Raw genomic sequence first — 14197 nt, 5'->3', positions numbered from 1 at the left:
CGGTCCGGCAGACTGCGCCCCGATCCGACCGACGACAGAGCAGAGGAACGAAAGATGAACTCCGATGCACGGGCGGGGCTCGTGCGGACTACGCCGAGGCGCCTCGGGCCCAACGGACCTGATGTCGGACCGCTCGCGCTGGGACTGTGGCGGTTCACCGGCAGCGATGTCGGCGCCAATGCGGCGCTCGTCGAAGCCGGTCTGGACTCGGGCATGAACCTCGTGGATCTCGCCGATGTCTATGGCCTGGACTGGGGAGGCACTGGCTTCGGTTCGTGCGAGGCCAACCTCGGCGCCGTGCTCGACGCCCGGCCCGAGCTGCGGGAGCAGATGGTCCTCGCCACAAAGGGGGGCATCGTGCCGCCGCTCCCGTACGACTCCGGCGCAGCGGCACTGCGGGAGGCGTGCGACGCATCGCTGCAGCGCCTGCGAACCGATCGGATCGATCTGTACCAAATCCACCGGCCCGACATGTTCACGCACCCCGCCGAACTTGCCGACACGCTGGACGGGCTGATCGCGAGCGGCAAGGTAGGCGCAGTCGGCGTGTCGAACTACACGCCAGCCCAGACCCGTGCGCTCGCGGCACACCTTGACCATCCGCTCGTCTCGACCCAGCCCGAGTTCTCGGCGGCCTGCCTCGATCCGATGCGCGACGGCACGCTCGACCTCTGCGCCGAGACCTCGATGGTGCCACTGGCATGGAGCCCGCTGGCAGGCGGGCGACTCATGCGACAGAGCCCGCTGGCAGGCGGGCGACTCATGCGACAGAGCCCGCTCGCAGGCCGGCGACTCCCTTCCGAGGGCGAAGGCGAGGGTGAGGGTGTGCGGCCGGAGCTGCTGGAAACGCTCGACCGATTCGCAGAGCGCGAGGGCGTCGATCGCGCTGCGGTGTGTCTGGCCTTCGTCCTGGCACATCCGTCTGCACCGGTCGCGATTGTGGGCACGCAACGCATCGACCGACTGGCAGCGGCACAGGCTTCCCTCAGAGTCCATCTCGACCGCAACGACGTCTACGACGTCGTCGAGGCGTCCGAGGGAGTGCCCTTGCCGTGAGTGCCAGCGTGGCTGCATCGAGCCGACCGCTGCGATTCGGCGTCATCGGAACCGGAATGATGGGGCGCGAACACATTGCCAACGTCATGGCGCTGGACGGGGCCGAGGTCTCCGCGCTGTGCGACAACTGGACGCCGTCGCTCGATGCCGCCCAGCAACTGCTCGGCGCCGGCGCCGGCGTGCTGCGATTCGCCGACCACCGGGAGTTGCTGGATTCTGGTGCGTGCGATGCGGTGGTGGTGGCGACTCCGAACCACCTGCACACCGACATCATGCTGGATGTCGCGGCCACAGGACTGCCGCAGCTGGTGGAAAAACCGCTCGCCACCACACTCGCGGACTGCCGAAAGATCATCGACGGCGTCGGGAGGCTGACCACTCCTCCGCTGGTCTGGGTGGGCCTGGAATACCGCTACATCGCACCAGTCGCCGAACTCATCCGTGAGACCCACGCTGGCACCGTCGGCAGCGTCCGCATGGTCGCGATCCGCGAGCACCGGTTTCCGTTCCAGCCGAAGGTGCGAGACTGGAACCGGTTCAACCGCAACACGGGCGGAACGCTGGTGGAGAAGTGCTGCCACTTCTTCGACCTCATGCGGCTGATCGTCCGCAGCGACCCGGTGCGCGTGCTCGCCTCCGGCGGCCAGGATCTCAACCATCTCGACGAGAGCTACGGCGGCGAGGTGCCCGACATCTTGGACAACGCGTTCGTGATCGTGGACTTCGCCTCAGGCACCCGGGCCCTGCTCGATCTGTGCATGTTCGCCGACGCCACCCGGAACCAGGAGGAGATCTCCGTCGTCGGGGACGACGGGAAGCTCGAAGCGCTCGTGCCCTCGTCGGTGCTGCGCGTCGGCGTGCGCGGACGGGATTGGATCGGCAACGTCGAAGAGCGCGAAGTGACGTCGACGGCACCACTCGAAGGACATCACCACGGCTCGTCGTTCATCGAGCTGGAGCGGTTTCGGGACGCCGTGATCGGCGGAACTCCAGCCGAGAGCACGTTGGACGACGGACTGTGGTCGGTCGCCATCGGTCACGCCGCCCATCGCTCCATCGACGAGGGTCGGCCGATCATGCTGGACGAGGTGCTGAACGGTGCGGTGGCGACATGACCAGTGACCGGCCGCTGCCCGAGGTTGCGTGGTTCTCGGCGCTCTGCGACGACGACTACGAGTTTCTGGGCGCGCCGGACCCCGCGCTGGCGAGCTCGTGGGAGCACTGCGCGGACATCGTCCAAGCAGCCGAACGCAACGGCTTCGACAATGTCTTGCTGCCGTCGGGCTACGCGCTCGGCATCGACGCCAGTGCGTTCGGCGCGGGCATCGCCACGCGGACGAGCCGGATCAACCTGCTGCTGGCGGTCCGGATGGGCGAGCTGTGGCCACCCCAGCTGGCCCGCCAGCTCGCCACCATCGACCAGATGTCCGGCGGCCGGCTGACCATCAACATCATCTCCAGCGACCTGCCCGGCGCCCCGCTGCCATCAGCGCCTCGCTACCAGCGCACCCGCGAGTACATGACGGTGCTGCGCACCCTGCTCGACGGCCAGCCGATCGACTTCGACGGCGAGTTCGTCTCGGTCCAGCTCGATCCGCCCCGCATCGGCACGGTGAGCGGACGCTGCCCGCCGTTCTATTTTGGCGGTTTCTCCGAAGACGCCAAGCAAACAGCCGCAGTCGCAGCGGACGTCTTTCTGACCTGGCCCGACACCGTGGAGGGTGTCGCCGCGACGGTCAACGAGATGCGCGACCGAGCGGCAGCGGTCGGGCGCGAGCTGCAGTTCGGCCTGCGATCGCACGTGATTGTGCGTCCCACCACCGCTGAGGCTGTCGACGCCACCAAGCGGCTGGTGAGCCAGCTCGACGACGACACAGGGGCGGCGATCCGGTCACGGGCTCTCGATTCCGCCTCGGTCGGGGTCCAGCGACAGGCACAGCTACGCGAAAGCGCCGACCGCGAGGGCTTCGCAGAAGAGGGGCTCTGGACAGGCATCGGGCGGGCACGCAGCGGAGCCGGCGCTGCCATCGTCGGCGACCCCGACCAGGTCGCTGCGAAGCTCGGCGCCTACTCCGATGTCGGCATCGACGCCTTTATCTTGTCCGGCTACCCGCACATCGCCGAGTGCGACCTCTTCGGCCGCCTCGTCCTCGAAACGATGCCCCACGGCCCTCTAATGACACGATGATATGTATTACATATCGATATCTGATAGCTTCAATCTCATGTCAGCCGGTGTATTCGTCACGCCAGAGCCGGACGATGCCGATCTGATGGTCATCAAGGAGATCGAGCGGTTTCGCCGTGAGCTATCGCACTATGTCGTTCACCGACCCCGACGGTGGGCGGGACACCTGCGGCGAATGAGTTTCGCGCGAGCTGTGCGAGGCTCCAATTGGATCGAGGGTTACCGGGCGTCTCTCGACGACGTTCTCGACGCCATCGAGAACGAAGAACCCGTCGCTACTGCTGAACAGACCCGCTTGGCACTCACCGGCTACCGCGACGCCATGACGTATGTGCTCTCACTGGCAGAAGACCGAGTCGAGGTCGATGAGTCGCTGCTGAAGTCGCTCCACTTCATGATGACCAAGCATGAGCTGCGGATCCGGCCCGGCCACTACCGCACCGGGGACGTATGGGTGGAAGACGAGACCGCGACTCGCGTCTACGAAGCACCCGACGCACATCTCGTCGGCGATCTGATGGCGGAACTCGTGGAGTCGCTGCAGAGCAGCGGTTCGGTGCCGGTCATGTTGCGTGCGGCGATGGCCCACCTCAACTTGGTGATGATCCACCCTTTCCGGGATGGAAACGGGCGCATGGCCCGGGTGCTGCAGACGATGGTTCTTTCGGCCGAAGGCATCGTCTCGCCGGAGTTCTCATCAGTCGAGGAGTACCTCGGGCGAAATACCGCCGACTACTACGCGGTGCTCGCCGAGGTGGGGCAAGGAAGCTGGCGCCCGGCGAATTCGGCAAGGCCGTGGACCCGCTTCATGTTGCGAGCGCACTATCGCCAAGCGTGCACGCTGCAACGGCGCGTTCACGAGACTGAGCAGCTCTACGACAACCTCTCCCAACTCGTCGCCAGGCGAAAGCTGCCGTCTCGGGCGATCGGTGCCCTCGCCGACGCCGCTCGCGGCCGCAGACTCCGACGGTCGATCTACGCCCGGCTCGTCGAGATGACCGACGGTGACCCCATCTCGGATCTCACCGCCAGCCGAGATCTGAAGGCCCTTGTCGACGCTGGCGTGCTTGATGCTGCCGGTGCAGGGCGGGGCCGTACCTATCACGGCTCTCCTGAACTGCGCGAGTCGTGGCGCGATGTGCGGTCGAGCCGGCCGCCGAGATCGGACGACGATCCCTACGTGACACTTGCACAGCGATCACTGCCCGGCATGGGGACAAGCGGGGTCTCCGAGCTGCACGACCGGTGACTGAGGCGACGACAACCGTGGGCTCGGAGCAGACATCGAAGGACTGGAGGCGTCACGACACCGATCACGCCTTCTTTGCGCAAAATTGCCGTCTGTGGCGGCATTTCTGCACCGAGAAAGCGTGACCGGCGTTTCCCGAGCCGTGACCCATCGGCGCGGTCTTTCAGGCGCGAATGGTCAGCTCGGTCTGCGGGTCGAAGAAGTGCAGGTTCTCGGTGTCGACGCTGAGCTCGACTGTCGTGCCGGGGCGCGCGCTGCTGCGCGGGCTCACTCGTGCGATCACCATCCGGTCGTCGATGCCTTCGAGCGTGTCTGGATCCCCTGCCTCCACCGAAGGCGCATCGAGCGGGAAGTGCAGCAGCAAGTCCGAACCGAGCGCTTCGGTGAGCGACACGACCGCCCTCAGGCGAGAACGTCCGTCATCGCCCCCCACGGATGCGTCTTCGATGGCCTCGGGCCGGATGCCCACCACGACCTCTACGCCGTCGTAACCCCGAAGCGCGGGGTGTGTGTCGAACACAGATTCAGCGAGGCCCAGCGCCTGTGACCCCAGTTGCAGCTGCCAGCCGTCGTTTCCGCTCGACAGGCGCGCCATGCGCAGGTTCATTGCCGGCGCGCCGATGAAGCCGGCAACGAACAAGTTGTCGGGTTGCTCGTAGAGATCTGTCGGCGCGGCCACTTGCTGGAGCAGTCCGTCCCGCAGGACTGCCACGCGGTCCCCCATTGTCATCGCCTCGACCTGGTCGTGGGTGACGTAGATGGTGGTGGCGCCGAGCCGATGCTGGAGCCCGGTGATCTCGGCTCGCATCTGGACGCGCAGCTTGGCGTCGAGGTTCGACAACGGCTCGTCCATCAGGAACACGGCGGGATCGCGCACGATGGCCCGACCCATAGCGACACGCTGGCGCTGACCGCCGGACAGCTGCGCCGGCTTGCTGGCCAGCAGCGGCTCGAGTTCGAGCAGGCGCGCCGCTTCGAGAACCTTCGCTTCTGCCTCTTGCTTCGGGACGCCTGCCAGCTTGAGTGGGAATCCGATGTTGCGGGCCACGTTGAGGTGTGGGTACAGCGCATAGCTCTGGAAGACCATCGCGATGTTGCGATCCTTGGGCTCCACCTCGTTCATGCGATCGCCGTCGATCAGAAGGTCTCCGTCGCTGATCTCCTCAAGACCGGCCACCATGCGCAGCGCCGTCGATTTGCCGCACCCTGATGGCCCCACCAGCACCAGGAACTCGCTGTCCGCGATGTCAATGTTCAGCTCGGTTACCGCGACGAAACCGTTCGGGTACTTCTTTGTCAACCGGTCGAGCGTGACGGTTGCCATGAGACCCCCATCTCGGGGCACTGCGGCCCAGTTGGTCGAGATTACTTCGCATCCCCAACGGGAGTTGCCTGTCGAATCGCGGCCGTGGCAGAATCCACGCAGTGAATGCTCGCAACCTTGCGGCGGATGCCGCTGAACCGTTCGAGGCCGATCCGCACGTCGAGCGCGCCCGGCTGCTTGAGGATTTGGCTCAGGCGTACCGCCTGTTCGGAACGCTGCGCTGGGGCGAATTGGGTGACGGCCACATCACCTGTCGCGATCCGTTGCGCTCCGACCACATGTGGCTGCTTCGCTACGGAGTGAGCTTCGAATGGGCCACCGTGGATGACCTGGTGTTAGTGGCGCCCGACGGCACCGCCGTCGACCGTGATGGCCGTGTCGCTCCGATCAACAACAGCGCCTACAACATTCATCACCCAATCCATGAGGCCCGTCCCGACATCGGCGCTGTGGCTCACACGCACACCCAGTGGGGCACGCCGTTCTCGGCCGAGCGGCGGATGATCGAGCCGACCAATCAAGAGGCGACGTGCTTCTTCGAGGACCACTCCCTGTTCGACGACGGAGAAGTGCAGGTCCGTTCCACCGACGGGGGCAAGCGCATCGCCGCCGCACTGGGCGATTGCCGGGCCGCGATCCTGGCCAACCACGGTCTGCTCACGGTCGGAGCCAGCCCGGCCGATGCCGTCGGCTGGTTCGTACTCATGGAGCGAGTGGCCGAGGTGCAGATGAAAGCCCCGAACGGGATTCCGATCTCGGCCGAAGCGGCACGCACCGCCCAGGATGACCTCACGCAGGGCGATTTCGGCTGGATCCTGTTCGGCTGGGCCACCCGGCGACACCTGGCTCACGAATTCGCCAGCGGCCCGAGCGGCCGGTGAGCGAAGCGAACACCAGGCTGGGACCGACACAACGTGCGGCCTGGCTTGACGAAGTGGGTGGCGGCCGCGTCGATGTCGTGGTCATCGGCGGCGGTGTCACCGGCGTCGGCTGCGCGTTGGACCTAGCGCTGCGCGGCCGCTCGGTCGCGCTGCTCGAACAGCGAGACTTGGCGTCGGGCACCTCGAGCCGTTCGTCAAAGCTGATCCACGGGGGCCTGCGCTACCTGCAACGACTCGAATTCGGCCTCGTCAAGGAATCGCTGACCGAGCGTCGGCTGCTGCTGGGCAGGCTGGCGCCCCACTTGGTCCGGCCGGTTCAGTTCCTGTATCCGATACGGCGGGGCTGGCGAGAACGGCTGCGCACTGGAGCGGGCATCGCGCTGTACAGCGCGATGGCCGGTCGGAGGCAACACAGCATCGGATCCCACCGGCACCTCGGCGCCCGCCGCACACAGCGACTCGCGCCAGCGCTCGATCCAGGAGTCGTGCGCGGGGGAATCACCTACTGGGACGGCCAGACCGATGACGCTCGGCTTGTGGTTGCGATCGCTCGCACCGCTGCAGAACATGGCGCACGCATCCTCACCTCGACCCGCGTACAGGAACTGCTCGTCACCGATGGCGCGGTGCGGGGCGTGATTGCGCACTGCGGCGAAACCGGTCGCACCTTCAAGCTGGACGCCGACGCCGTCATCAACGCCACCGGCGTATGGACCAGCCAGATCGAGCAGCTCGCCGAGCGCGACTCGACGGACGCCGCAGCGCCCCGGACTCGCATCCGGGCATCGAAGGGCATTCACCTACTAGTCCCCGCAGAACGGATCGATCTCGACTGCGGGCTCATCGTGCCGACACCCCCCAGCGTCCTGTTCGTCGTTCCGTGGGGAAACCGCTGGATCATCGGCACCACCGACAGCGACTGGGATCTCGACAACGCCCATCCCGCAGCGAGCAGCGCCGACATTGAGCTGCTGCTGGAGCGGGTCAACAGCGTGCTGTCCGACCCGATCACCCGCGACGACATCTGCGGCGTCTATGCCGGCCTGCGGCCGCTGGTGGCTGGCGACACCCCTTCGGTAAACGAGCTGTCAGCCAAGCTGAGCCGCGAACACGTGGTTGCCCGGGTTGTACCGGGGCTGGTCTCGGTGGCCGGCGGCAAGTACACGACGTACCGGGTCATGGCGGCGGACACGGTCGAACTCGCACTCGCGGAGGTCGAGGCGGCCCATGGCCGAAGGCCGCCGAAGCTCCCCCATCGTCGGCGCGACGCCGCCGCCCACCGATCCAAGACAACGATCACGCCACTCGTGGGCGCCAAGGGTTACGAGGAGCGCCGTCGGCGCCATGACGAGGTTGCCGCTCGTGCGGGCTTGAGCCGCGCCACCCTCGTTCACCTGCTGGACCGTCACGGCGACCAGATCGACGAGGTGCTCGAGTTGATCGCCGCTCAAGGAGACCTGGGCGAGCCGCTGGCGCAGGGGCACCTCTACCTGCGTGCCGAAGTGACCCACGCCGTCCGCAGTGAGGGCGCCCTGCACCTCGACGACGTGCTGACCCGGCGTACCCGGCTGTCCGTTGAGTCGTGGGACCGCGGCGTCGACGTAGCCCAGGACACGGCCGAATTGATGGGCGCAGAACTCGGCTGGTCGCCTGAGACGATCGAGCGCGAGGTCTGGCACTACCAGGCGCGGGTCGAGGCCGAACGCGACAGCCAGACCCGGCCCGACGACCAGACCGCCGACGCTGCCCGCCTTGGAGCACCCGATATCCGCCGCTGAGCACCGGGACGGCAACGAGCCGTCCGGCCTCTTAGATTGGCGCGATGGTCGTTGAATACGAAACACAAGGCCGGATAGCGATCTTCACGCTGAATCGGCCCGAAGCCCGCAACGCAATCAGCCACGAGGTGTCCTCCGCCATGGAAGCCCATCTCGACGCCTTCGAGGCCGATCCCGACGTGTGGGTTGGGATCCTGGCCGGAACAGGCACCGTGTTCAGCGCCGGCGCCGACCTGAAGTCGGTGGCCGCCAAGAAGCCCATCGAGACCTCCAAGGGCGGCTTTGCCGGGCTCGCTCGCTATCCCCGTACCAAACCGCTCATCGCAGCGGTGGACGGGGCAGCCCTGGCCGGGGGCTTGGAGATCGTGCTGTCGTGCGATTTGGTGGTCGCGTCGCCCCGAGCCCGTTTCGGCATTCCCGAGGTGAAGCGATCGCTGGTGGCCGCTGCCGGCGGGCTGTTCCGGCTGCCGCAGGTGGTGGGACGCAATGTGGCGCTGGAGCTGGCGATGACGGGCGACCCGATCTCGGCCGAACGGGCCTTCCAGCTCGGGCTCGTCAACGAGATGGCCGACGAGGGTGAGGTTGTCCCAGCCGCCATCGCACTGGCTGGGCGCATCATCGCAAATGCTCCGAAGGCGGTGCGAGAGAGCCGCGCCGTGGTGCTCGAGAGCCATGCGCGCACGGAGGATGACGGCTGGGAAATCACCAAGAATCACTTCCGCAGCATCCTGGGCACCGAGGATTTCCTCGAGGGGCCAAAGGCCTTCGTTGAGAAGCGCGATCCTGTGTGGACCGGTCGCTGAGGCAGACTCACCACTGATCCGCTCGGATCAGCCCTCAGCCCGGAGCCTCACAGGAGCACTCTCATGGCCTACACGGCACCGACTGACTCATTCCGGTTCGATGAGTTCCGAACCGCGGCAACGGGCAAACGTGTGCTGATCACCGGTGCCGGCAAGGACGGCGGCATCGGCCAGGCATTCGCGCTCAGCACCGGGCTCAACGGCGCCGAGTCGGTCGGCGTGCACTTCCATCGCAGCTACGAAGACGGCTTCGACCTCATCGCCCAGCTGCGCGACGAGGGTGTGCACGCCTTTCCCGTGCAGGCCGATGTCACGAACCTGCGTGACCTCTGGGCGATCCGCAGCTACGTCATCGACCAGATGGGCGGACTGCCGCCGAACTTGATCATCTGCAATTCGGGCCTCACCGAGTCGGGCTACAACCTGGGTCGCACGCTGCGGCAGGTGGAGGGCGAATCCTCGTCGCTGCGGCGAGCCCGCGTGCGCCAGCACTTCATCGACAACCTCGAACAGTCGCGGCTGGTGCTCGACACCAAGGTCGACGGCTTCTTGGCCTCGACGCACTTGTGGGCGGGTGAGGCGGTCTACGCCGGCGAGCCGGCCCAGATCGTCTACGTGTCCTCCCGCCAGGCGATCGACCCGGGACCGGCGGTGCCCGGCTACGCGCTCAGCAACTGGGCGGTGCTGCAGCTGCCGAGAGTGCTGAAGGTGAATCTGGGACGCAGCGCCGACCTGGTGAGCTGCTTCACGCTGCTGCTGCCATTCGTGCGCACCGGAATGACCAACGAGTACGCCGGCAACGAGCGGGTCTATGGGCGCTGGCAGCCCCGGATGCTGGAACCGTGCGAGATGGCCGAGGCGTTCATGGCGCTTCTGGCCCGGCCGATCAACGAGACCGACGGCGGAATGTTCGAGTTGATGGTGAACTCCGTTGGAGGCACCGGCGATGCTGAAGATGCCGGCCCAGCTGGTGTGGAGCTGGTTTGGCACCAGCTGTCACTGAACCTCGACGAGCAGCCAGTCGGCTGGAGCGCGGAGGAGCCGCTGCAGTTCTCGTGAGTCATTCGCGCGCGAGTCAGATTCCATCCGGTTAGCGGACTCGACACATTTCGTTAGGTATCCTTGACATCGAACGGAAACAGTGGCTAAGGTGCGACGCCATGTCCACGACGTCTCGTTCTGTATCCCGCCCGTCGTCACCGTGCCGCTCAACTCGGTGGCATCTTCGCTGGGCCGCGATGGCCGTTGCGATCGCGACCATTGCAACTGCCTGCGGGTCGGCGCGCACGCTCGAGGGCCCGGCTGCTGCGATATACGACGGTGAATGCCAAGACGCAAACGGCCGGCAGCTCACCGTGTACTCGGGCCGCACCGAGAACCTCATCGGGCCAGTGCTCGACGCCTTCGAGTGCGAGAGCGGCATCGAGGTGGCCGTTCGCTGGGGCGCTTCGACCGACTTGGCACTGCTGCTCGCCGAGGAAGGCGACCGCACCGCCGCCGACGTGTTCCTGTCGCGCTCACCTGGTCCGGTCGGATTTCTCGAAGGCAAGGGTCTGCTCACCGCCATCGAACATGACGTCCTCAGCCTCGTCAGCGATGAGAACAGTTCAGACGAGGGAACGTGGGTGGGATTCACCGGCCGCAAGCGAGTGCTCGTCTACAACGTCGACGAGGTGCCCGACGACGAGCTGCCCGATTCTGTCTTCGACCTCACCGATGAGCGCTACCGAGGCCGGGTGGCGATCCCCGCCACCAACGGTTCGTTCGTGGACTGGTTCACCGTGTTCCGCAACCAGCACGGCACTGAGGTGGCCATGCAGTGGCTCGACGACATGGTCGCCAATGACGCCCGCTACTACCCGAACAACCGGTCCATCGTGGAGGCCACCGGCCGAGGCGAAATCGACATGGGCCTCGTCAACCACTACTACCAGTACCAAGTGGCCGAAGCGTCCGGTGAGGACCACAGGGCTGCGAACTGGGACTTCACCGACGACGACATCGGCTCGCTGCTGATCATCACCGCTGCCACCGTGACCGCCGCCAGCGACAACGTCGAAGCCGCACACGAGTTCATCGCCTACCTGTTGAGCGGGCCCTCGCAGCGCTACTTCAGCAGCGAGACGCTCGAGTACCCGCTTGCGGCGGGGGTCGCTCCCGCCGACGTCCTGCCGGCGTTGGGTGGTCCCGAGGTCGGGAGCATCAACTTCGACTCGCTCGGCGAGGGTTTCGCCCGCTCGACGGAGATCATCGAGGCGAGCGGCATCCTGAACGGGTGACGACCGGCCCGAGCGGCGAAATGATCCCAGCAGCCCGGCGGGGGCGCAGCAGCGCACCGCCGGCGCTGCGCGTCGCCGGCGTGGTGCTGGCGTTCTTGTTCGCCTTCCCCGGCGTGTACCTGGTGTTCCGGGCGCTGCGTGACGGCACGGGTCCCGAGGGTCTGCTGTGGAGTCCACGCACCCTGGGCCCGATGTGGCGCACGCTCCGGCTCGCCATCTCCGTGTCTGCGAGCGCGCTGGTGCTCGGCACGGGCCTGGCGTGGCTTGCCATGCGCACCGATCTCCCGCTGCGCCGGTTGTGGCGCGTGCTGCTGCCGCTGCCGCTCGTCTACCCGACCTTCGTGGGCGCCGCCGCGTTCATCCGCACGCTGAATCCCGGCGGCCTCGCGAACGACGTGCTCGCACGCATTGGCATCGCTTCGGTGCCCGAGTTGCGAGGGTTCTTCGGGGCCTGGCTGGTGTTGCTGCTGATGACTTACCCCTACGTGTACCTGCCGGTCGCGGCACGGCTGCGGCAGCTTCCCGGCAGCCTCGAGGAGAGCGCCAGACTGCTCGGGGACAGCGCATTCGCCGTGTTCCGACGCATCTGCCTTCCCCATGCCGGCACGGCAATCGGCGCGGGGACGCTGCTGGTGTTCCTGTACACGCTGAGTGACTTCGGTGCGGTGCAGCTGATGCGCTACGACACGCTGACCCGCGCCATCGCCACCAACTATCTGGCAAATCCGCCGGTGGCGCTGGCGCTCAGCCTCATGCTGCTCGTGCTCGCCGCGGCGGTGGTACTGGCTGAGCGTTGGTTCTCCCGCCGCCTGCCCGACGGAACACGCTCGGGCTCGCAACGACCCCTCGACTATCACTTGGGGCGCTGGCGGCCCGTCGCCCTGGCAGCGGTGGCAATCACCGTCTTCGCCAGCGTGGGCGCACCCTTCATCGCCTTGGTGGACTGGGCCCAGCGGGGCGTGCTGCGCTCGATCACCGGCGACCGGGCACTCGCTGTCGACTACGCGAGCATCGCTGACGCCACCTTCAACACGGTCTGGGTGAGTGTCGTGGCCGCAGTGGTGTCAGTTGCCGCGGTCTTGCCCATCGCGATGCTGGTAGGGCGACATCGCTCACGGACCGGATCGCTCGCTCACGCAGTCGTCATCAGCACGTTCGCGCTGCCCGGCCTGCTCATCGCCCTGTCGATGCGCTTCTGGACACTGCGGACCGACCTGGTGCTGGAACTGCTCGGCGACTCGACGGTGCTGCTGATCTTCGCGTACATCGTTCGCTTCGGGTCGCTGGCGATGGGCGTGAGCGTGGTCGCAGTGCGCAGCGTGCCCGATCGCCTGCACGACTCGGCCCGGCTGCTCGGCGCCGGACCGGTGCGCCGCTTCTTCTCCGTCGACCTGCCGGTCATGGGACCCGCATTGGGGGCGGGTGCTGGCCTGGTGCTGTTGTCGGTGATGAAGGAGCTGCCGATCAGTCTGCTGGTCTCTCCGCTGGGCTTCTCGACGCTGACCACCCGGATCTTCGGCTTGTTCGAGGACGCCTTCATCGCCGAAGCTGGCCTGATGGGCGTGATCCTGGTGGTCTTGTCCTTCGCCCTCACGTGGTTCCTGGTGGTGCGCCGTCAAGAACACACCTGACGCTCTCGCAAGCGCCATCGGCTCGCGCGTTGGCTAGCGGTGGTCGACCATCACGTGCTCTTTGGCCAGGAACATCACCGAACGGGAGAAGTCGATGAAGTTGGCCTCGTCCTCGTAGGCCCGCCGGGACGCGGCCCGGTTCTCGGGGATGGCGTTGCCCATCGCACTGCGGTCCATCCAGACCTCGGCGTGACCGGTGTAGGGCTCGACAGTTGAGTCCCGTGAACGGTTGATGGCTGCGGTGAAGGAGTGTTCGTCGGCGTGTACCTGCTGGTAGCGCAGGATGCCGGATGATTGCGCTTGACGCCGGATAACCGGCCCGTGGTGGGTGCGCCAGTACCACTGCGCTTCATCGATGCTGAGCGCTGGCAGGTGACGGAAGGCGAAGTAGAGCTTGACGAGGCTGGAGCGGTCGGTGGCAACGATGTTCTCCGGCGTCGGATTCACCTGCGGGTACTCGTAGCAGTAGTAGGCCGACGAGCGCTTGATGTCCGCGAAGTTGAGTTCGTCTTCGCGCAACAGCCGGTCGAACTCGCGACCGGCGTCGGTCTGCATGGCCTCGAGCATCGACTCACGCGACTCCCACCACACCTCAGCCACACCGTCGTAGGGCTCTTCCATTTCGCCCCGCCGGCCCGGCAGGCGGCTGTGGTCGTCGTCTGTGGTGTGCACCTGCACGTAGCGCAGCATCTTCGCCTGCGCCGCGTGAGCGCTCACCAGCGGGCCGTGCACGTTGAGCCAGTAGTCCTGCATCTCGGCCCGGGTCATGCCTTCCTTGCGCCGCAGCAAGAACGTGAGTCGCAGCATCGTTCGCCTCCTCGGGCGTCGGGGAGCTCGCCTCGCGGCGAGGCTAGTTGAGCTCCTATGTCAAGTTGGGGGCTTGGAGGTGGGTCCAGATGCGGTCTGGCGCGTGCGTTTCCGATCGTCATGCGGAGCGCGACTAGATTCGGCGGCTGCATGGACCACATGCCATGCTGGGATCTCGGTCATGCTCGAACTGAAGCAGGT

Annotated in this window: 12 protein-coding genes; 10 read left to right on the top strand and 2 right to left on the bottom strand. The window is 66.5% G+C overall.

Annotated elements, in window-relative coordinates; genetic code table 11:
* Positions 1-54 precede the first annotated feature (54 nt).
* Genes ACPXYO_RS04750 through ACPXYO_RS04735 form a run of 4 tightly spaced genes read left to right on the top strand, consistent with a single transcriptional unit; the run spans position 55 to position 4493 of the window.
* Positions 55-1056 (top strand): aldo/keto reductase, encoded by a 1002-nt coding sequence (locus tag ACPXYO_RS04750; RefSeq protein WP_423917073.1) that lies wholly within the window; start codon positions 55-57, stop codon positions 1054-1056.
* Positions 1053-2171, top strand: coding sequence for a Gfo/Idh/MocA family protein (locus ACPXYO_RS04745; RefSeq protein WP_423917072.1), 1119 nt, complete (start codon positions 1053-1055; stop codon positions 2169-2171). Before ACPXYO_RS04750 ends, ACPXYO_RS04745 begins: the two co-directional genes overlap by 4 nt.
* Positions 2168-3244 carry an LLM class flavin-dependent oxidoreductase gene (locus ACPXYO_RS04740; protein WP_423917070.1) on the top strand — a complete coding sequence of 359 codons (1077 nt, stop codon included), beginning with the start codon at positions 2168-2170 and terminating at the stop codon, positions 3242-3244. The genes ACPXYO_RS04745 and ACPXYO_RS04740 overlap by 4 nt, the downstream gene beginning before the upstream one ends.
* Positions 3245-3281: 37 nt before the next feature.
* The gene (locus ACPXYO_RS04735; RefSeq protein WP_423917068.1) at positions 3282-4493 is read left to right on the top strand and encodes a Fic family protein; all 1212 of its coding nucleotides are present in this window, start codon (positions 3282-3284) and stop codon (positions 4491-4493) included.
* A 163-nt stretch (positions 4494-4656) separates the two neighbouring features.
* On the opposite strand, the gene ACPXYO_RS04730 is transcribed toward ACPXYO_RS04735, so the two are convergent.
* Positions 4657-5817, bottom strand: coding sequence for an ABC transporter ATP-binding protein (locus ACPXYO_RS04730; RefSeq protein WP_423917066.1), 1161 nt, complete (start codon positions 5815-5817; stop codon positions 4657-4659).
* Positions 5818-5918: 101 nt separating this feature from the next.
* On the opposite strand from ACPXYO_RS04730, the gene ACPXYO_RS04725 reads away from it, so the two are divergent.
* The 6 genes from ACPXYO_RS04725 (at position 5919) to ACPXYO_RS04700 (ending at position 13189) form a co-directional block, all read left to right on the top strand.
* Complete coding sequence (locus ACPXYO_RS04725; RefSeq protein WP_423917064.1) at positions 5919-6698, top strand: class II aldolase/adducin family protein; 780 nt, start codon at positions 5919-5921, stop codon at positions 6696-6698.
* A complete protein-coding gene (locus ACPXYO_RS04720) occupies positions 6695-8476 on the top strand; it encodes a glycerol-3-phosphate dehydrogenase/oxidase (protein WP_423917063.1) in 1782 nt (593 codons plus the stop codon). The genes ACPXYO_RS04725 and ACPXYO_RS04720 overlap by 4 nt, the downstream gene beginning before the upstream one ends.
* Before the next feature lie 44 nt (positions 8477-8520).
* Positions 8521-9279: a crotonase/enoyl-CoA hydratase family protein gene (locus tag ACPXYO_RS04715; protein WP_423917061.1), complete on the top strand. Its 759-nt coding sequence runs from the start codon at positions 8521-8523 to the stop codon at positions 9277-9279.
* Between the two features lie 63 nt (positions 9280-9342).
* Complete coding sequence (locus ACPXYO_RS04710) at positions 9343-10338, top strand: SDR family NAD(P)-dependent oxidoreductase (protein ID WP_423917060.1); 996 nt, start codon at positions 9343-9345, stop codon at positions 10336-10338.
* 179 nt (positions 10339-10517) lie between these two features.
* On the top strand, positions 10518-11558 hold the full coding sequence (locus ACPXYO_RS04705; RefSeq protein WP_423917058.1) for an extracellular solute-binding protein: 1041 nt from the start codon (positions 10518-10520) through the stop codon (positions 11556-11558).
* A complete protein-coding gene (locus ACPXYO_RS04700) occupies positions 11555-13189 on the top strand; it encodes an ABC transporter permease (protein ID WP_423917056.1) in 1635 nt (544 codons plus the stop codon). The genes ACPXYO_RS04705 and ACPXYO_RS04700 overlap by 4 nt, the downstream gene beginning before the upstream one ends.
* 33 nt (positions 13190-13222) lie before the next feature.
* On the opposite strand, the gene ACPXYO_RS04695 is transcribed toward ACPXYO_RS04700, so the two are convergent.
* Positions 13223-13996, bottom strand: a complete 774-nt coding sequence (locus ACPXYO_RS04695; RefSeq protein WP_423917054.1) for an EthD domain-containing protein — start codon at positions 13994-13996, stop codon at positions 13223-13225.
* Positions 13997-14197 lie beyond the last annotated feature (201 nt).

Source organism: Candidatus Poriferisodalis sp. (assembly GCF_965237655.1).
Lineage (GTDB): Bacteria > Actinomycetota > Acidimicrobiia > Acidimicrobiales > Poriferisodalaceae > Poriferisodalis.
This window is presented reverse-complemented; position numbering and strand designations above follow the sequence as displayed.

Excerpts from the sequence above, each read along its gene's own strand:
- ACPXYO_RS04715 (WP_423917061.1), top strand. The coding sequence starts at position 8,521 with ATGGTCGTTGAATACGAAACACAAGGCCGGATAGCGATCTTCACGCTG.
- ACPXYO_RS04735 (WP_423917068.1), top strand. The coding sequence starts at position 3,282 with ATGTCAGCCGGTGTATTCGTCACGCCAGAGCCGGACGATGCCGATCTG.
- ACPXYO_RS04730 (WP_423917066.1), bottom strand. The coding sequence starts at position 5,817 with ATGGCAACCGTCACGCTCGACCGGTTGACAAAGAAGTACCCGAACGGT.
- ACPXYO_RS04695 (WP_423917054.1), bottom strand. The coding sequence starts at position 13,996 with ATGCTGCGACTCACGTTCTTGCTGCGGCGCAAGGAAGGCATGACCCGG.
- ACPXYO_RS04705 (WP_423917058.1), top strand. The coding sequence starts at position 10,518 with ATGGCCGTTGCGATCGCGACCATTGCAACTGCCTGCGGGTCGGCGCGC.
- ACPXYO_RS04740 (WP_423917070.1), top strand. The coding sequence starts at position 2,168 with ATGACCAGTGACCGGCCGCTGCCCGAGGTTGCGTGGTTCTCGGCGCTC.
- ACPXYO_RS04710 (WP_423917060.1), top strand. The coding sequence starts at position 9,343 with ATGGCCTACACGGCACCGACTGACTCATTCCGGTTCGATGAGTTCCGA.
- ACPXYO_RS04750 (WP_423917073.1), top strand. The coding sequence starts at position 55 with ATGAACTCCGATGCACGGGCGGGGCTCGTGCGGACTACGCCGAGGCGC.